This window comes from Paenibacillus xinjiangensis (assembly GCF_059686975.1).
Map to the genome: position 1 here is coordinate 80,911 of NZ_JCAALS010000013.1, position 18,840 is coordinate 99,750.

An 18,840-nucleotide genomic window follows, 5' to 3' on the forward strand; every position below is an offset into this window, starting at 1 on the left:
TGCAGTCCTCCATTTTGTCGAATCAGTGACCGGCTGCCCGTTCCTTCATAGAGCCAGGTCAGCTCTACAAAAACAACCGGTACGAGGGCAGCCTTGAGCTCTTCCGTGCTTGCCGCAGCCGGATCAGGGACGGAGCGTACAGGAGAGTAGATTCGAAAGGTTACATCTCCCGCATGCCAAGTGTCCGTTGCAGCCTCCAGCGTTCTGCTGATTTCACTGTCGTGAAACGCTTTCAAAACTACCGGAGCAGATGAATCCGACGCACTAGGCTCCTCCGACTTCTCAATATCATATCGGGTGCTGGCATCCACCACTTCTTCAAAGAAAGGCAGTGCCTCATACCGCTGTCCATCATTAGACTCCAATCCGATATAAATGTTCTGGTCGGCCGGCTTCCCGAGTTCTATTCCAAGTCCCCCGTGCTTCCCCTTGAACCCTAATGTAAAGCTGGCAAAGGCACCGATCGGTGAGTGCTGCGCGTTATAAAATATATGGTTTCTTGTCATATTAACTCCTCTCGAAACGTTACTCTGCATGTCTTGCTCTTCACTTGCTTGCCTACATCCTAGCATGGCTTCACGAATGAAACCCATCTCCAAATCCAGCAGAATTTTACCCAAATCGGGCTGCGTCTGATATACTCTAGCCATAGATTCCATCTGAAGGGGGCATCTGTTATGGTTTCTCATTTCATCACACCTGCACTGGATCAGAGCATCAGTGAAAAGATCATTCCTGATATGAAAACAACGTTAAATCTATTCGGTATGCATATACGCCAAGTAAGCGGCCAATGGGACTACCCCGTCCACACCCACCCTCAATATGAATTCATGTATCTGCTTGAGGGAGAACAGCTGATTACTGTCAATAACCGCCGTTACTTGCAGCGGGCGGGGGATCTTGCACTGCTGAGGCCCGGAGAATTCCACTCCAGTCGAAGCGGCAATGGCGAGCCCTTCACCTACTTCTGCATCCATTTCGATATTGATGACAAGCTTCTAATCTCTTTGCTGAGCCGTCTGGATCATGTGCTCTTCGAGTCGGGCAGTACCGTTACGCTTAGAATCGGACCCGCTCTAGCCAAATTGGTGGAAATATCGGACAAAGTGTCAGGGGATATGACTATGCTGCAGCGCATGCGTGTCCAATCGGCACTCTTTGAGCTGTTCGGACAGCTGTGGGAAGCCTTCTCGGACGAAGAGCATCAGTCGTCTGCCACCTATGAAAAGGTCGAGCTGGCCCATCAAATCCGCAACCAGCTTCATGCATTGGTCTACCAGCAATTCAAGGCGGAGCAGCCCCCCGATAGAAGGTACGGCATCGATGATATCGCCGCTGACCTCGGCATCAGTGTCTCGCACTGTAACCGGGTATTCCGGCAAATCTATGGCATGTCGCCTCGAATCTATCTGTCGGAGCAAATGCTTCATGAGGCCAAGGTTCTTCTCGATGACTTGCGCCTGTCCATCAGCCAGATCTCGGGCATTCTGGGATACCGCGATATCGCCCACTTCAGCCGCCAGTTCAAGCGCTGGCATGGTCAATCCCCACGTGGATACCGCAATCACCCAGAGTAAATGCTGTCCTGCCTATGAGCGATTTCTTCCAGCTTAATCACTGCACAAAGCGGAACCAGCCGAAGTCGAAATTGCTCCCAGGCAGGAAGATGAAAGTTACCTGCTGCAGCCCCGTTACCTGCTCCAATTCGAATACACGCTCTTCGTATCCATCGGACTTCTCGAATTCCACAAGCTGATTGTGGTCGCCGTTCTCGCCACTAAATCGGATGTGAATGGTGTTGTTGTCGATCGGCGATCTCCCTCGTATGACTACCTTTGATGCACCCATGCCTGAGAACGCCATATGAGCGAACGCAAGTGAGACATTGTTGCCGATGCCTTCGACACACTCATCCGCTAAGGTGAACGTATCACCATAGATTCGATCGCAGGAGGCTGCTGCATTTTGTTCATAAGCCCGGTTCTGTGGCTCGAAGGAGAATCCTCTGATATGCACCTTCTGACGAAGCACAAAACTTACCGAAGTAATGCCGCGCAGTCTCTTGGTCAGGCGATAGGTTTCTTCTTGATAGACGTTCCACTTGGAAGGCTTCTGATAAATCACGTCAGCAGCTAAGGAGCTGCCTGCTTCGCCGGGCATCCCTTCCCATATTTCCAGCCTATAGGGCTCGCTAGACAAGGCGAAGATCGGAATCGTGATCGTATCTGAGCCATAAGGGCCGAAGTCGATATCCCTGAAGCCGACTGTCGTAACACCGTCTCTGCTCGTAGCTACACCTCTTTCATTGCCGTTCCCGACATCACCCTCACTGTAATCGTACAGTCCTGCTGAGATGAAAGAATAAGGATTCTTGTAGGCCGTTCCCAGACCTGTCGCCTTGAACTCCAGCTGCGAGATCAGCTTCGTCTTGTCCGTACCATTCTTCGTCGTACATCGCAGACGGAAGGCTCCGTCGCCGATAGCCGATATTTTTGCCTCAAGTCCATTCGCTTCGACCTTGGCTATATTCGAGTCGATACCCTCGTCCGTTACGGCGCGCCATTCAACCTCTCTATAGGTGGTGTTCTCCGGCCATAACTTGGCTAGAACGGTGAGCACCTTGGTCGATTCATCTAGCACTTGCCCAGCATCGCTGACGATTTCGATCTTCCGAACGGGAAGTTCATGATCGTGCCCTGTCACGCACTGCAGCTCTTGATTACTTGTGTTCGCTGAAATTCCAAGCAGCACGTCTTCTGCAGGGTGCGATTCGAATGCTATCACTGAAGCTGCCATCCCCTCAGAGGATACCTCCACTCGGATGGTTCCTGACTCCAGTGTCGCGCCGATGATCGCCATGAGCTTACCGCTGAACAATCTTCTGCTAGTTCCCTTATAGGGATCACAATCCGTACTGTCGCCATTATCAAGCCCGAGTAATCTTCCTGCCCCTGCTACCTGCACATGCACACGATTGTTCGCATTGTCTACCGAATTCCCTTCATCGTCCAGCATACCAATCTCTACGAATATCAGATCAGTACCGTTTGCTACTAGTGTCGCTTTATCCGCCCGAAGACTAATCCTGCTCGCATCCCTGAAGGATCGCCTGACATCGGTTGCTATTACACGGCCATTGTCGTCATAGGCAATAGCCTTGATCTCACCTTCCTCATAAGCTACCTTCCACCAGCCAACAAGCTCCGTACCATGCTCGTGGTCGATCTCATGAGCTCCAATCGTAATCCCGTTAAGCTGCAGCTCGATCTTGGGGGCGTTCGAGCACACACGGACATCGATGATTTGCCCGGTATTGAAGTCCCAGTATGGGAAGAGATGGACCATTGGATGGGTTCGATAATCTGTCCAAGCGGCTTGATAGATGTAATAGGAATCCTTTTTGAACGCAGCTGTATCGAGCTGTCCGAAATATGAATTTTTCGTATGATACGGCGTCGGTTCCCCAATATAGTCGAATCCGGTCCATATGAATTGACCAAGCGAGAACGGCGTATCCCTCTCCGCGACAATACAAGCCTCTGCCGATCGGGCTCCCCAGCTCGTCGAGCTGTTGCCGAGGGCGGAGCATTGCTCGTCATCGTCGGCAAGAATCGATTTCTCGAATGGGAAATGATAGATTCCTCTGCTCTGGACGATAGACGCAGTCTCGCTGCCATAGATGATCCAATCCGGATGCTCCTCATGATGCATACGATAATATTTCTCCGCGTAATTATAGCCGGTAGCCTTCACAATATCAGCACATTTCTGCGCATTGTCCCATGGCATATAATTCGAACCAATCGTTACTCGGGCATTCTGCCTCGGATCGAATTCCAATACATATTCCATAAGCATTCTGGTGACTTCCTGACCTCGCTCATCTGCATGCGTGTCGTAAATCTCATTCCCAATGCTCCACATGAGCAGGCTCGGATGATTACGATCGCGCAGCACCCAGCTTTTCACATCCGTATACGCCCACTCTTTGAAAAATCTCGCATAATCGTAAGTCGTCTTAGAGCGCTCCCACATGTCGAACGCTTCTGTGACGACGAACAATCCCATCTCATCCGCCAAATCCATGAATGCTGGGGCCGGCATATTATGAGCTGTACGAATCGCGTTAACGCCCATTTCTTTCAGAAGCACAAATCTTCTTCGCAGCGCATAGACGTTGAACGCCGCTCCTAGAGCACCCAAGTCATGATGCTCGCACACCCCATTCAGCTTCAGCTTCTTCCCATTCACCTGAAGTCCCAGCTGCGGGTCGAGGACGATACTCCGAAAGCCTAAGGGAGATATGATGCTCTCCAGTTCCTGATATTCTACCCCTGACTCGGTACATTCGCGATGCATGCGCGTGACAACCTGGTACAGATTCGGCTCATCCGGGCTCCATAATAAGGGTTGGTCTACGAGTAGTGTCTGGCTGTTCTTCACAATCGGGCCGTTCCTTGCGCGTACCCGCTCTGAAGAAACCGCCACCGTCTGCCCCTGATACATGATCGTATGCGAAATTAGTATGTCTTCTTCAGCTTGTACGTCCGTGTCTATCTCGACCAACCAGCCATTGCCCTCTTGCTTCGCAGCTGTCATATACACTCCGTCGGTAACAATGTGATTGGAGTCCCGTTCCTTCAGCCACACATCCCGATATATGCCCGCTCCCGAATACCATCGGCTGTTCGGGCTCTGGTGCACAACCTTCACGATGATTTCATTCTCTCCCTCGATAGCTAGATCCGTAATCTCGAATTCGAAGGAGGAATATCCGTATTTCCATTCACCGGCAAGCTGACCGTTCAGGTATACGGAGGAATCCATGTATACACCATCGAAGCAGATCAGGAGCTTCCGATCACTTCGTGTTCGATTAAATGTCTTGCGATACCAGCCAATGCCATTCTCGTAGAGCGCCCAGGTCTGATAGATCAGCCAATCGTGAGGAAGATCTACCGGCTCGAAGATGAGGTCAGCATAATCCGCAGCATCCAGACCGCTTCTAGCAAACTCCCAATTATCATTGAACAGTAACTTCGTATTCATGACTCGAACAGCTCCCTTTTATCCATTATGAGATCGAGCGTATTGTCAACGAAAAGGGCTGGGCGCAGCCTCCTATAGGAAGACACACACCCAGCCCTTAATGTTCTTAATTAATAGCCTAGCAAGCTCTTCGTCTTCTGGAAAATATCATTGGCCATGTCCGTATACCGCGTGCTGCCATTCGCTTCAACCTGAGCCTTATAATTGTCCCACTTATCGAAGCTTTCTTGACCCGTTATGAACTTCAATGTCATTGTCTTAACGTAATCCATAAGCGGCGTCGAGATTAATTTCATCTGCTCACTTTCCTCTGGAGTCGCCATGATCGGCGGCGCCAGCTTGATCTTGTCCCTAGTAGACTGGACACGAGTCACAAAGTCCTTCTCGTCCTCGGTCATCTTAGACATTCTGAGCTTCTCCGAGCCGCCATACGCGAACATTCCTCCGGCGAAGCCGTAATCGACGTTCAGCTGCTTAGTCGCTCCTTCATTCATTCCGTTGTAATAAATATCTGACCCCAGCACGACATTGCCGTCCGCATCAAGGGTATACGTCTCGCCTTCTACACCCCATAAGCTGAGCATTTGACCTTCATTGGAATACCAGAACCAGTCAATGAACCGGAGCATCTTAATAAATTCTTCTTCGCCCAGATCATCGAGTGCGTTCTGACTGATCATAACCCCGTTCTCCAATCGGGAAGTCTCGACCTGAAGCTTTCCTTTTGGCCCGCCGGGCTGTGTAATCATGTATAATTCACTGTTCGGATCTTGCATCTTACTCTTGAAGTCTGCTAATACCTGATAAATACCGCTTATGACATAGGTATCGCCTTTGAAGAACTTGGCTCTTGCAATATCATCTTCTTGTGTGAAGGATTCCGGGTCCATGATGCCCTCGGTAACGAGCGTATTGAAATAGCTTAGATAGCTCTTGAATTCATCCGAGTTATCGGCGAAGGAGAACTGCTGCTTATCATGATCGAACGCCAGACCATTAGACAAGCCCCACCCTCCAGTAACGCCATATTGAACAGCGGCAATGTTCAAGGCCGACTCGCCCTTGAATTGATCAGAGAGGACATAATCTGCGCCAGTATGCTCTTTGACCTGCTTCATCGCTGCCCGGAAGTCCTCGTATGTCCAATTTCCTTGCTGACCCTCGACATCCACGCCTGCCGCTTCGAACACATCCTTACGAATAATATAGGAATAACCGCCGCCCGCGATCTCCCACATGCCTGGAAGGACATAATATTTCCCGTCCTCCTTCAGCTTGGCCTTCAGATCCTCTTCCATTCCCCAGTCCTTCACAGCTTTCATATAATTCGGCATATATTGCACCCAATCGCTGACCGGTACGATCTGGCCTGTTGCCACGAATGCGGATTCATCATAGGTTTTCGGAATAATATAAGGTGCATCGCCACTGTTGACTAGCAAAGACTTCTGATTCTCGTATTCTGTTCTAGCTGTAATAGACAAATCGAAGGTTACGTTGGTTTTCTCCGCAATGGCGCTCCAGAGCCTCCAGTCCTTGCTATAAGGATAGTTCTCATGGTCACTGTACATCATGGAGTAAGACACCGCTTCCTCAGAGTGGAACGTCTGGTCTTCTCCGAAGGTGTAGCCCTCTGCCTCTCCTGCTGGTCCATTCGTGCTTGCAGCATCCGTGGCAGCCGGCTTGTCTGTGTTCGAAGCGCCTTCATTCCCGGACGTACATGCCGTCAATACGAGCATCAACGCCAGCATTGCCAATACCAATGATTTACCGAATCTCATCGTTTTGCCTCCCCTTTTTTTGGTTCTAGCTTGTATATATAACGGAAACAGCCGTAGCGTCCCCCATTATATCGATTATCCCTTGACAGCCCCGATCATCATCCCTTGCACGAAATACTTCTGTACGAAAGGATAGATGCAGATAATCGGTAACGAGGTGAGTACCATAGCTGTCGACTTGATGCTTGCCGCGATTTGGCTGGTCTGATCGGATGTGGCCCCGATTTCAGTCGGACTTACCGCATTGTCAATGATTTGCTTCAAATACAAGGCAACAGGCCATTTCTCCTTCGACTGCAAATAGAGGGATGGTCCGAACCAGTTGTTCCACAGGCCGACGATGACGAACAACATAATCGTTACTAGAATCGGCTTCGATAGAGGAATAATAATTCTCGTGAATATCCCGAACACGCCTAGACCGTCAACACGTCCCGCTTCTTCCAATTCATTCGGCAGCCCAGCGAAGAAAGTCTTCATCAAGATGACATTGAAGGCGCTGATCGCTCCTGGAATGACGATCGCCCATATGGTATCTCTCATGCCTAAGGTCTTGGCAATCAGGATGTAGTTCGGTATAAGGCCTCCGCCGAAATACATCGTGAACAGGACGAACGGGATGAAAAATTTGTTGAGGCGCAGCTTTTCTTTGGACAGCGGATAGGACATGACTGCCGTCGCGGCTACCGCAATAAATGTGCCGATCACCGAATAAACAATCGTATTCCAGTAGTAACGGAAGAAGTCAGGCTTGCTCAATATGACTTCGTATGTTTTGGTCGTAAACTCCACCGGAAAGATGGTCACCTTGCCCGCATAGATGGCGGCTTCAGAGCTGAAGGACTGAGCCACTAAATAGATGAACGGGTATAAGGTGAGCAAGACAACCATCGTCATAAATAAGCCGTTTGCAATATTAAATAGGCTAAAAGTTGAAGTTCTCTTCACTGGATGGGCTCCTCTCTACCATAAGCTGGCTTTTGTAGTCCTCTTCGATACTTCGTTCGCAGTCGTCACCAGGATTAGTCCAATAATGCCTTCGAACAGCCCTACCGCCGTCGCATAGCTAAAGTTCCCGCCGGTAATACCCATTCGATACACATAGGTGGAGATAACGTCCGCCGTTTCATAGGTAAGAGGATTATACAAGAGCAGTATCTTCTCGAAATTCGAGCCCAAAATGCTGCCGATATCCAATATTAAGAGCACCATGACCGTAGGCAATATGCCAGGAATCGTAACGTGCATGGCCAATCGCAGCCGGCTCGCGCCATCGATCTTCGCCGCCTCATAGAGCGCCGGATTAATGCTCGTCATCGCAGCCAAATACAGAATCGTTCCCCAGCCTAGACTTTGCCAGACGCCGGAGGTGACATATATAGCCGGGAACCACTGCGGCAATGAGATGAATGCAATCTTCTCAAGACCGATCGAGGCTAATATATTGTTGATCGGTCCCGTTAAGGAAACAATCTCTTTCACCATCCCCGCCACAATAACCATGGATATAAAATGAGGAAGGTAGGATACCGTCTGCACAAATTTCTTCCATTTGACCATTCTGAGTTCGTTCAGCAGCAACGCGAATAGTAAGGTAATAGGGAATTTAACCAATAGGTAGCTCACGCTTAAGTTAAGATCATTGAAGAACGCTCGCCAGAAAGTCGGGTCCTTCATGAACATCTCGAAGTACCTGAAGCCGACCCATTCCGATCCCAGAATATTTGGTCCGCCTTTATACTTCCGGAACGCAATGATGTTCCCGAGCATGGGCGCATACTTAAAAATGATGAAATAGAGGACGGGGATGACTAGAAAGGAATACAGCTTCCATTCCTTTTTCACATGTTGCCACAGCGGGGTTGAATCTGTACCCTTGACTTGCGCATGAGTTGCCATTGCGTGATCACTTCCTTACGAAAATTTACTCTAGCAGTACTCGAGCAGGAACACTCATTTCTATAACCAGCATGAAACCATCCTGGATATTCGATTCTTCCCATCTTGTAACCGTTCCCAAAAAGTACTGCCGCAATTAATAGCGAGTCTATCCTATTGCCCGCTCCGTCGCTCACTTAATGTAGTTGAATCGCCCTCCGGCAGCAATGTTCAATAACGGAAAAGCATGTGCAATAACGCAAAAATGACGATCATCAATTTGAGACAAACCTGCTATTTCCCTAATCCGCTGCAACTCCCCAGTCGGAGTTGCAGCGGCTACAGAGGAAGATAAGTGGGACGTATGCCTATTTTCCAATCCTTTAAATAGGCAGCTGCATAGGCTACAAGGTAAGCAATGAAAATGATAAGGGGAGAATGAATATGTACCGTCATTCAGGCTATCACTATCAATGGCATAATCCTATGCAAGACAACTGGAACAACAGTCATTGGAGGAATAATTGGAATCCTCATTATTACAATTGGAATAACAACAACAACAACAACAACAACTGGCATCCTTATGTTCACAACATTAAATTAACCGACTATGGACCAAGACCATTTGTAGTGAATATTGACCGAGCTACTAAGCAAAACAATACTTACCGAACCGCTTTATGGACAGGGAAACACTTTCAAGTGACGCTAATGAGTATTAATGTTGGAGATGACATCGGTTTAGAAGTTCATCCCACGACAGATCAATTCATACGTATTGAAGAAGGTCAGGGACTTGTTCAAATGGGCAATAGTAAAGAAAGAGTTGATTTTCAAGAAATGGCCTATGATGACTATGCCATTATGATACCTGCTGGAAAATGGCATAATCTTACCAATACGGGTAATACACCACTGAAGGTATACGTTATCTATGCTCCGCCTGAGCATCCGTTTGGTACGGTGCATGAAACAAAAGCAGTCGCCATGTCCGCTAACGAAGACTAATGTATCGAGAAGCAAGGGGATTGCACACCATTTAGCAGTAATTCAAATATAATTATTCCGACCAATTTACTTTATATAGGGCTATAAAAAAGTTCGATGCTCCCTCTCCACTTGGGAGAAAGCATCGAACTTTTTTGTTTCTATAGCCCGCCCCTATCAACCTTATTCCGTTGCGTTGCGTTGCGCGCTAGTCTTGTCGACTTGGATTTGCCATTCCAGTCTCAGCTAACGCTGTTTTTGAGCTTGTTGGCGGCAATCGGCCTCGGTTTCTGGCATCTAAGGTCGTTTTTGAGCTTAGATGGGCCTTCTCGGGCATAGACTAGCTAGTTTCAGTTCATCTAAGGTCGTTTTAGAGCTTATTGATGCGTTTCGAGCTCTCATGCCAGCATCTAAGGTCGTTTCTGAGCTTATTCCGGCCTCTGACCGCACGCATCAGCTCATTCGGACTCAGCTAACGCTATTTTTGAGCTTGTTGGTGACGATCGGCCTCGTTTCCAGGCATCTAAGGTCGTTTTCAAGCTTATTCCGGCGTGAGCCTACAGGCTGCTATTCTACAGAAGCGAGCAGCTCCAATGCCTCCTCATGATCTGGCTCAATCACTAACGCCTGCTTAGCATACTTCGCAGCACATGCTTCGTTCTCCAGCTCATAGCAGCATATAGCCATGCGATAGAGCTGCTCCGCGTCAGGCTGGCGCCCCTCATCCACTGCTTGCTCGAAGAATTGCAAAGCTTCCTCGAACTGATCAATCTGATACAGCAGCATGCCGCAGTCTACAGCCAAATGCTGGCGTTCCTCCACCTGATAGTAGCCTCCCCACATCACCTGAATGCCTCCGCGCAAATCCTCCCATTGCTCCTCATCCCCTTCATCCAGCAAGGTCGAGATTCGCTTGGCGCTCTGCAGGAACAATTGAGAGTCGTAGCTTCCCAGCCGCCAGAAAGAGTAGATCTGAGAGAGCTCCAGCTGCTCCAGATGCTCATCGAACCATTGCTTCATGCTGAAGAAGTCGTCCGGACCATACCGATCTACGAAGCGCCGATAAGCAAGACGGGTATGGGCATAGCTGCCCGGGGCGTCCAGCTTCAGCATACAGCCGACATTCAGGTTGCGATAATGATGCTCTGTGAAATAAGACTTCGCCCCCTGCTCTTCATAGAAAGCTTGGATGGCGTGATAATTAGCTGTCAGTGAGAAGCTTCCATGATGAATCAGCTTAGGAGGTGCTGCGAACGCCCAATTGTCCAGCCGATGATCCCCTTTATCTGCCGTAATCAATACGAACCCTTCCTGCGACAGCTTCCCCAGCCGTTCGAGGCAGGCAAGACCGCTCACCGGGAACAGAATATGCGAATCCTCAAGCTTACACTGATAGAGCTCGATCACGCTGCGATAAGGATAAGTATCCTGCTCATATTCAGGCGCTCTATAATAATGATATTCGGCCGAAGCCCGCTCCAGCTTATCCGATGCGCTAACCGCGTCCTCCGAGAACTCATAGGAAACTCTGCATTCATAGATGCTGCCCTCGTCGACGTAGAGCAGCTCTTGCGGAATACTATCGAAGAAGTAGTTCGCTACGATCAGCAGCGGCTGCGCCAGATCAGCTGGACTAATAATCATGCCCGACTGCGTCAAGCGCAGCTCGGTATCCTGCACAGCATCGAAGACGGCAAAGTCCAAGATGCCTTGCTCTACGAACGGAGACAGCCGCGGATGCTGCTGCCAGAAGGTCACATTTTTCTCAGCCAGATCACTCATGACATAACGATAAGGAGGAAGCTGTATCCCTGCATAATCGATGAGCTCGCTTAACTGCTTCATAATATGAAAGGCCAATCTCCCCGAGCCCGCACCAAGCTCCACAATCGTAACAGGCTCGGAGCCGCAGCCAAGCGCCGCACGATCCTGCAGAAACCCGAATATCATCTCGGCATAAGCCCTCGCGATCACCGGATTGCTCGTAATATATTGTGGTACTTCCTCACTCTGCCATGCTTGAATGCCTTGCTCCTCGAAATAAGCTCGCTGAAGCTCCCATATTGGAGACTCGCTAAACCGGTAAACAGTCTGTGTCATTAATCATTAACCCACTTTACTATATTTAGTATGTACTTACAGCAGCAGCAAAGCACCTATCAATACAATCCATAAGGAAGGAATCAGATTAATAATGATAGCTGTGCGCCTCCTGCGGTCGCGAATGATCCAAGCTGCAATAGCGCTTGCTAGAAGTGCCAGCGGATAAATCGTGATTCCGATGAAGAAAAGCGTGTTCCACACATGGATGCCTCCATCAAACACCATAACGGATAGCCCCCAGACGATAAGCCATGGTACTAGAGCGCATGTATAAATAATTTGACTAATGACAAGGTAAGTCTTCATCCTACACCCCTCACTCGAATTTGATTCTATAATAGCATAGGTTAACATCCTTATAGGAAACGAAGTTCCGCACTCGCTTACTTACTTCCTGCCCCTAGCAGAAGAAGTCTTTGTACTTATGTAAGCTTTTCCGTTATAGTAAAGACTTCTCCTTATACGTAATAGAAGCAAAGGACTGATCGCATGCAGCTCGCTACAAGTGAGCCCTATGTCATTACGAAAGATGAATTGATTCATAACGGCCTGACTATGTTGCAGGAATTAGGCTCAGATCCTATTTGCAGAGTATGTATTACGAATGGAGGCTCCTGCTGCCGAGGCTGCTCTAGCTTAATTAACGGGCTTGGCTGCCAGAGTCGTAATACGAGCTGTACCTCATGGCTGTGCGGCTATCTTAAGCTGTTATTGTACAGCGCACAAAGACTAGAAGCATGGAATGAATTCTGGGAGGACGTTCCCGGTATGGATTACAGACAGGATTTCACCCCTCCGCTGATCACCATGACCAAGCATCTGGAGATGCCTTCAATAACCGAGTGGGGCCAGGCATTAGCCAATGACCTGCAGAGCAAGCTGGACATTGATCAAGACAATCTGGATTTCATCATATTGGCATCCGAATTGGATGAAACCATTGATGAGATCATAACCACTACGGATCCCGCTATGATTGCTCTATTAAAGAGAAGACTTCATTCCCTGACCAAGGATTTGCATGAATTCAATACCACCATCTCAGCCCATTCAAGGTACAGCACAAAAAACGTCCATCCAAGTAACTTATAACCGGGATCGACGTTTTTTTCGTATGGTATTGGACAGCCGTTCAAGAATGCTTGTTTATAGGAATATGCCGATTAGCGGTAATGATAATCGCACGGCTTTGATTATAGGTTAGAATTTCAATAAGCTGTTCTGCCATATGCTTGGGTGTATATTTGAACCCGCCCTTCACCCATTCCATAATTAATCCGAAGAGCGCATAAGCGTTATAGCTGGATAACAAATCAGTGTTTATCGTAGGATGCACATTCACAAGTGATGATAAATCCTGTTGGAGCAATTGTATTAAGGTGTCACAAATTTTATTCTGAAACCCCGGCAAGGCATTGGAATTAACAATTATCGTGTAGAAATTGGAGTAAGCTGCAACATGCTCAAAAATCTTCACGGTGGAGGTCGTAAGCTCGCCAACAATTAATTTTTCTGTATGAAGGTACGGCTCCTTGAAGGCCCTTATCAAATCTTCCATGACATCATCAATCAGTTCATTCAGAAGCTCATCCTGCGACTGATAGTGCTTATAGAAGGTGCCACGATTCAGATCCGCAGTCGTCACAATATCTGTGATCGTAATTTTCTTGAAATCTTTGATTTCCATAAGCTCGGTCAACGCATTCTTCAATTCTTTCCTCGATTTGCTGACTCTTCGATTATTTTGTATCAACAAAACACCCTCTAAATGTTTATTTTGCATTCCTATTTATACAGATGCTTGTCTGACTATATATTTATGAACATTTTGAACTTCATTTGCTGATTGATACCTCAATTATAGAGGATTACACTAGGTATGTACAAATGTTTGCGTGCTTCGATTGTTTGTCTATTTCTCTACTCATTGCACAACAAATACACAACGTAAGGGAGATAATAAAACATGAAACTTCAACAAAAAGTAGCTGTTGTAACAGGTGCAGCATCTGGCATGGGAAAAGCAATTGCGGAATTGTACGCTAAGGAAGGTGCGAGTGTCATTGTAGCGGACCTTAACTTTGAAGGTGCAGCACAAGTGGCAGAAGGCATTATTAGCAATGGCGGAACAGCGCGTGCGATACAAGTAAACGTTGCCAAGCTTGAAGATATCGAGAATATGATTGATACAGCCGTAAGTGAATATGGTACTTTGGATATTCTGGTTAACAATGCTGGAATTATGGATGGCTTCGAGCCAGCTGGTGAAGTAACGGATGACAGATGGGATCTCATCTTCGATATTAATACCAAAAGCGTCATGCGTGCTACACGCAAAGCATTGCCTATTTTCCTTGAAAAAGGACAAGGTGTAATCGTCAATACAGCATCTACTGGCGGACTGAACGGCGGTCATGCAGGCGCTACTTATGTAGCATCGAAGCACGCGGTCGTAGGATTCACGAAAAGCACAGGATTTATGTATGCCAAAAACGGTATTCGCTGTAATGCGATCGCTCCAGGTGCAACTATCACTAACATCAGCGCCTCTATGAAAAATGTTAGCGAATTCGGTGTAAGCCGCTCGCAATTAACTCAATCCTTGATCCCTCGTGCGGGATCTGCAGAGGAAATTGCTAAGGTTGCCTTGTTCCTCGCTTCTGATGATTCCAGCTTCATTAATGGAACAGTCATAACGGCTGATGCTGGCTGGACTTCTGGTTTCTAATTGATTGAGCAGAAAACAAACAACTACACAGACGAATGTTCTTACGATCGCTTCTACAGAATCATTCGTCCGCTCCGTTGCCTTTACCATCTAAACTAAAGATCGCATAATAAAGAGGGGGTGTCCCATAAGTCATGAAAATGACGAAGGGACACCCCTCTTTTATTTGGTTAAACAGCAACCTACGCATTTTAATGTTCTTCCGATTGCCATTGCCCAGTGATTCCTCTGAATCAATGTTTTAAAGGTAGGAATCCCTTCACAAAAACGACCGCTGACGCTTCTCCAGAATCATTAAAATGCTCCGTTTGCCATTAACCTGTTCAAGAAATGCTCAAACTAAAATAACCGGGGATTCCGCCGGTTCCTGCTTCGAGGTTTGCCAAAAGTCAGCCTAGAGGTCGGGTGGCTTTCGCTTGCCCACAATTTGCTGAAGAAAGCTGCAAAGAGTCAAAATCGAAAAATAGCGTTACAGGGTCTGCAACGCTATTTGTATGAGAATCACTTCTTAATTTACTAATGCGAGCCGTTTCTTCAGCGAGTGAACCCTTTTGAGACGGCCCCTTTATTACTTAAGCCTTACGATATTTCTTCGTACGCTCATCCTCAATGACGCCGCTCCAGTTCAGTCCGAACCCGAAGTCATACTTGTTGTTATCGGAATCAACATAGCATTCCATGTCATGGGCAACGTCCTCGAATTGCTCCTCAACCGTCTTCATATTGGCAGGCATCTGCATTGGCAGCAGTCCAGAAGGCTCAACTTCTCCAGTAAGCACCTCCATGAGTGCCTGATCCTGAACACCGAAGTTAGCAATGATGGCGTTCACCTCGTTCTCGAATTCCTCGACGATTGCCGGATTAGACAACAGCATCGAGACGATGACCGGCTTGCCATCCATCTGCTTTCTCGTCTCCAGAACAGCCTCCAGATCGGCAATATTATGTGCTGTAACGGTTTTCCCCTTATAGGAGCGGTTTCTTACATCGTTGTCACGCGGGTCACCTGTGATACTGACCTCACGGGCATGCTCCGCAGTATACGTCTTGTATTGCAGGCTGATTGGCACATAACCGTTGCCGCCGTTATCCGCATCCTCTTGACTGTAGCCTACTCCCGCTTTAGGTCCCTCGATGAGCACGAGAGCGAAGTCAGCATCCGCCGGATTGTCAGTTACCTCGAAGTACTTCGACACAACGTCCAGATTCACCGGATACTCATGACTCTCTGGCGTTGGCATACCAATCCAATTCTTTCCTGCAGGTGTGAACCTCTTCGGAATAAAGACACGGCTGCGACGCGGAAGCGGCAGAACATTATCTTGGTTCTTGAGCAGCACGAATGATTTCAGCTGTGCCTCATAGCCGGCTTTCATGAAGTCCGGGTTACCTACAAGCCGCTCACTCTCTTCCGCCTGCAGATAAGGATTCTCGAAGAGTCCTACACGGAAGATATTCTTCAGCAGCCTTACAGCCGAACGCTCGAAGCGCGCCCGCATCTTAGCTTCGCCATGCTCTTCTACTCCCATCCGATAGGCTTCGAGAACAGGCTCAATGTCATTGTTGCCGCCGAATTGGTCTACACCCGCCATCAATAGCTTATAATGACGCTCGGCAACCGTTAGCCCTTCAACGCCCCAAGGCTTGCCCGAGATGAAGGTATCCTTGCTCTGCGATTCGTCAGCGGTAATGAGCCAATCCGTACAAACGACGCCATCATAGCCATATTGTTCACGGAGCAGATCATTGATGAGATAAGTGCTGTAGGAATTGCCGACATTCTCACCGTTAACTGTGTCTTGATCAGTAGAGATGGTGTAGTAAGGCATAACAGCTGAGGCTTGCCCGGTCTTGCCATCGAGCTTGAATGCACCTTCTGTAAAAGGAATCAGATGCTCTTCGAAGTTATTCCCCGGATACACCGCGTATTTGCCGCAGCCGAAGTGCGCATCCCTGCCGCCTTCTCCAGAGCCTCCGCCCGGCCAATGCTTCACCATCGCATTCACGCTATCGTAGCCCCAGCCGCCTGCAATCTCCTTATCCTCATCCGAGGTCTGGAAGCCGTCCACATAAGCACGTGCCATGTCAGTGGACAGCTGTGTATCTTCCCCGAAGGTACCATTGAATCGGAACCAGCGCGGGTCAGTTGCAATATCAATCTGCGGCGATAATGCGGTCGCAAGGCCAAGTCCGCGATATTCCTTCGCGGCAATATGACCGAACTCACGAGTGACTGCCGGATCGAATGTCGCTGCGAGACCTAATGTCTCCGGCCACATGGAGATTTTGCCGCCTGCTCCTGCATTAAATTCAGAGCTGGAATCAGAAGCATGCCGGGGATCTGAGCTGTTGTTCGCCGGGATGCCAAGACCTGTACCTTCTGCGAAGGATTGCACGACGTTGTTCCAGCGAGCTGCGACGTATGGACTCTGAACGCCAACAACGAGCACATGGCGCAGATTGTCTTTGCTGAGGAAGCTCTTCTGCTGATCAGTCAAATCCCAAGGATTCGCACCGCTGTCCTCGAAGGACTTGCCGCCATACGTACCTGGGAACCAAGTCGAGCTAGCTGCGGGAATGAACTGATGCGCGCTGTAGAGCATAAGCCCGGCTATCTGCTCAACCGTCATTTTGGAAGCAAGATCCTTCGCTCTCTCCTCCGGAGACAGCCGCCAATCCTCATAGGGATCAAGCTTGCCATCACCACTAAGATCTTTAAATTTCAAGCCATCCTGTTCTATAATCTTAACACCTGACGAGGTGGAATAACCTAAGGTTGGTCCGTTCTCGTTATGCACATACCCAATCTGTTCCTCAGTCATTATTTGTTTATTCGTCATCTATGATTCCCTCCACTTAATTGATTACGGAATGATCTGCATCCACTGGCCGTTTATTCGTTGAAGCTTGATTCACTTCCGGCAATGGCTTAATCGCAAGAATACCAGCCACGATACATAACGCTAGGAACAAGTAGAAGAAGGACCAGCTGCCAATCGCGAGCAATATAGGTGCAATAGCCGGAACGATCGACTGCGGCAGCGCATTGGCTACGTTCATCAGACCGAAGTCCTTCGCCGCATCCTCTTTGCGAGGAAGAATCCGTGAGACAAGCGCCATATCCACTGCGCTGAAGCAGCCATAGCCAAGACCGATGATCGCCGATGCAGCAATAAACACGCTGTACTGCGGAATATAAGCAAAAGCAAGAATACCAATGATCATGATAGCCGCTGAGCCATAAAGGAACGGTTTTTGCTTGCCAAATTTATCAGACAGAATACCGCCGAATATACTTGTCGCTGCCATGGCCAGCATGGTAATAATGTTGATGGTTCCTACGCTTGCCGTTGCTTCTGCCTCTGAGAAGCCCATACGGTTCACAAGCATAACGGTCAAATACAAGGTGCTGCAATATCCCATCATGAGTAGAAATTTAGAGACGATAGCCCAAGTGAAGGAAGGGAATTTGCGCGGGCTAGGATAAATGCCAGCCAGCTTAGCGCCTAGAGTCTGCTTCTCTTTCTCCACACGAACAAGCTCAATCTTGCCTTCTCTGATCAGGAACAAGCTAATGATAGGACCAGCCATTCCGATTATACTAACGGTCAGCCATTTCATTTCCGTAGGAATTGAGGTAAGTAGGATCATCAGTACCATTCCGATACCCATTCCAATCGTCATGACCATGCCAGCTATGCCTGACATTGTGCCTTGCTTCTCTTGCGGCACTTGATCTGGTATAAGAGCTGTATAGGCAGCCATGCCGAAGTTGAAGAACAATTGTGCAATAGCCCAGCCAACAAGGACCTGCCATATTTCCGTTGCGAAGCCAATATATGCAACTGCTGCACTCCCAACCAATGGACCAATTAAGATCCAAGTACGACGCCGGCCAAAAGCATTGTTCGTCCGATCGCTGAGCGCACCGCCAAGTGGGTTGCCAATTAATGCGAACAAAGCGCCAATTGCAGCAACAAGACCGTAGGAAGAGGTGTATCCATCCGGATCAATCTGGATTATTTTGAACGTAAGCAGCAGTACCGCCGGAGTCATGAGCGCAAGCATCATCCCGCCATTGCCGATCAACATCGCTAACGCTAATCTCCGAAATGGAGTAGTTAATTGTCCTTTTACTGTTTCAGCCATAAGGGCTACCTCCTAATAAACTCTGTTTGAATATCTAGTAGTAAGCGCTTTCCGAAATCGTTTACAATTTAGATTATATAAGAAAAAGCCTGTCCGTCGACAGGCTGCAGCTTACTCTCTTATGGGGTGATATTTAATGTCTTTCCTGAAAGCGCTTCA

General features: G+C 48.2%; 13 protein-coding genes and 1 pseudogene. 4 read left to right on the forward strand and 10 right to left on the reverse strand.

The genetic code is table 11. The features are described 5' to 3' along the window. Positions 1 to 56: 56 nt before the first annotated feature. A pseudogene (locus tag AC6ESP_RS14670) lies at positions 57 to 506 on the reverse strand (glycoside hydrolase family 52 protein); the annotation flags it as partial. 171 nt (positions 507 to 677) lie between these two features. Between AC6ESP_RS14670 and AC6ESP_RS14675 the strand changes: the two are divergent. Next, entirely contained in the window at positions 678 to 1,580 is a 903-nt protein-coding gene (locus tag AC6ESP_RS14675) for a helix-turn-helix domain-containing protein (RefSeq protein WP_497097482.1), read from the forward strand. A gap of 37 nt (positions 1,581 to 1,617) precedes the next feature. On the opposite strand, the gene AC6ESP_RS14680 is transcribed toward AC6ESP_RS14675, so the two are convergent. From AC6ESP_RS14680 to AC6ESP_RS14695, 4 genes are all read right to left on the reverse strand, one after another. After that, a complete protein-coding gene (locus tag AC6ESP_RS14680) occupies positions 1,618 to 5,052 on the reverse strand; it encodes a glycoside hydrolase family 2 TIM barrel-domain containing protein (RefSeq protein WP_497097483.1) in 3,435 nt (1,144 codons plus the stop codon). Positions 5,053 to 5,162: 110 nt separating this feature from the next. Next, entirely contained in the window at positions 5,163 to 6,833 is a 1,671-nt protein-coding gene (locus tag AC6ESP_RS14685; RefSeq protein WP_497097484.1) for an ABC transporter substrate-binding protein, read from the reverse strand. Between the two features lie 75 nt (positions 6,834 to 6,908). Further along, positions 6,909 to 7,781 carry a carbohydrate ABC transporter permease gene (locus AC6ESP_RS14690; protein ID WP_497097485.1) on the reverse strand — a complete coding sequence of 291 codons (873 nt, stop codon included), beginning with the start codon at positions 7,779 to 7,781 and terminating at the stop codon, positions 6,909 to 6,911. Positions 7,782 to 7,796: 15 nt separating this feature from the next. After that, the gene (locus AC6ESP_RS14695; RefSeq protein ID WP_497097486.1) at positions 7,797 to 8,732 is read right to left on the reverse strand and encodes an ABC transporter permease; all 936 of its coding nucleotides are present in this window, start codon (positions 8,730 to 8,732) and stop codon (positions 7,797 to 7,799) included. Between the two features lie 423 nt (positions 8,733 to 9,155). Between AC6ESP_RS14695 and AC6ESP_RS14700 the strand changes: the two genes are divergently transcribed. Beyond that, complete coding sequence (locus AC6ESP_RS14700) at positions 9,156 to 9,722, forward strand: cupin domain-containing protein (protein ID WP_497097556.1); 567 nt, start codon at positions 9,156 to 9,158, stop codon at positions 9,720 to 9,722. A gap of 546 nt (positions 9,723 to 10,268) precedes the next feature. Here the strand turns inward: AC6ESP_RS14700 and AC6ESP_RS14705 are convergent. Next, positions 10,269 to 11,801: an SAM-dependent methyltransferase gene (locus AC6ESP_RS14705; RefSeq protein WP_497097487.1), complete on the reverse strand. Its 1,533-nt coding sequence runs from the start codon at positions 11,799 to 11,801 to the stop codon at positions 10,269 to 10,271. A 36-nt stretch (positions 11,802 to 11,837) separates the two neighbouring features. After that, positions 11,838 to 12,110: a hypothetical protein gene (locus AC6ESP_RS14710; RefSeq protein WP_497097488.1), complete on the reverse strand. Its 273-nt coding sequence runs from the start codon at positions 12,108 to 12,110 to the stop codon at positions 11,838 to 11,840. A gap of 183 nt (positions 12,111 to 12,293) precedes the next feature. Here AC6ESP_RS14710 and AC6ESP_RS14715 point away from each other — a divergent pair, with 183 nt between their 5' ends. Continuing rightward, positions 12,294 to 12,896 (forward strand): hypothetical protein, encoded by a 603-nt coding sequence (locus AC6ESP_RS14715; protein WP_497097489.1) that lies wholly within the window; start codon positions 12,294 to 12,296, stop codon positions 12,894 to 12,896. A gap of 40 nt (positions 12,897 to 12,936) precedes the next feature. Here AC6ESP_RS14715 and AC6ESP_RS14720 read toward each other — a convergent pair whose 3' ends face one another. After that, positions 12,937 to 13,560, reverse strand: a complete 624-nt coding sequence (locus AC6ESP_RS14720; protein ID WP_497097490.1) for a TetR/AcrR family transcriptional regulator — start codon at positions 13,558 to 13,560, stop codon at positions 12,937 to 12,939. 210 nt (positions 13,561 to 13,770) lie between these two features. Between AC6ESP_RS14720 and AC6ESP_RS14725 the strand changes: the two genes are divergently transcribed. Beyond that, positions 13,771 to 14,532 (forward strand): SDR family oxidoreductase, encoded by a 762-nt coding sequence (locus AC6ESP_RS14725; RefSeq protein ID WP_497097491.1) that lies wholly within the window; start codon positions 13,771 to 13,773, stop codon positions 14,530 to 14,532. A 572-nt stretch (positions 14,533 to 15,104) separates the two neighbouring features. Here AC6ESP_RS14725 and AC6ESP_RS14730 read toward each other — a convergent pair. After that, positions 15,105 to 17,372 (reverse strand): glycoside hydrolase family 3 protein, encoded by a 2,268-nt coding sequence (locus AC6ESP_RS14730; RefSeq protein WP_497097492.1) that lies wholly within the window; start codon positions 17,370 to 17,372, stop codon positions 15,105 to 15,107. A gap of 16 nt (positions 17,373 to 17,388) precedes the next feature. Next, positions 17,389 to 18,681 carry an MFS transporter gene (locus tag AC6ESP_RS14735; RefSeq protein WP_497097493.1) on the reverse strand — a complete coding sequence of 431 codons (1,293 nt, stop codon included), beginning with the start codon at positions 18,679 to 18,681 and terminating at the stop codon, positions 17,389 to 17,391. Positions 18,682 to 18,840 lie beyond the last annotated feature (159 nt).

Coding starts and splice junctions, on each gene's coding strand:
- AC6ESP_RS14705 (WP_497097487.1), bottom strand. CDS start 11,801: ATGACACAGACTGTTTACCGGTTTAGCGAGTCTCCAATATGGGAGCTT.
- AC6ESP_RS14700 (WP_497097556.1), top strand. CDS start 9,156: ATGTACCGTCATTCAGGCTATCACTATCAATGGCATAATCCTATGCAA.
- AC6ESP_RS14675 (WP_497097482.1), top strand. CDS start 678: ATGGTTTCTCATTTCATCACACCTGCACTGGATCAGAGCATCAGTGAA.
- AC6ESP_RS14695 (WP_497097486.1), bottom strand. CDS start 8,732: ATGGCAACTCATGCGCAAGTCAAGGGTACAGATTCAACCCCGCTGTGG.
- AC6ESP_RS14725 (WP_497097491.1), top strand. CDS start 13,771: ATGAAACTTCAACAAAAAGTAGCTGTTGTAACAGGTGCAGCATCTGGC.
- AC6ESP_RS14730 (WP_497097492.1), bottom strand. CDS start 17,372: ATGACGAATAAACAAATAATGACTGAGGAACAGATTGGGTATGTGCAT.
- AC6ESP_RS14735 (WP_497097493.1), bottom strand. CDS start 18,681: ATGGCTGAAACAGTAAAAGGACAATTAACTACTCCATTTCGGAGATTA.
- AC6ESP_RS14710 (WP_497097488.1), bottom strand. CDS start 12,110: ATGAAGACTTACCTTGTCATTAGTCAAATTATTTATACATGCGCTCTA.
- AC6ESP_RS14680 (WP_497097483.1), bottom strand. CDS start 5,052: ATGAATACGAAGTTACTGTTCAATGATAATTGGGAGTTTGCTAGAAGC.
- AC6ESP_RS14685 (WP_497097484.1), bottom strand. CDS start 6,833: ATGAGATTCGGTAAATCATTGGTATTGGCAATGCTGGCGTTGATGCTC.
- AC6ESP_RS14715 (WP_497097489.1), top strand. CDS start 12,294: ATGCAGCTCGCTACAAGTGAGCCCTATGTCATTACGAAAGATGAATTG.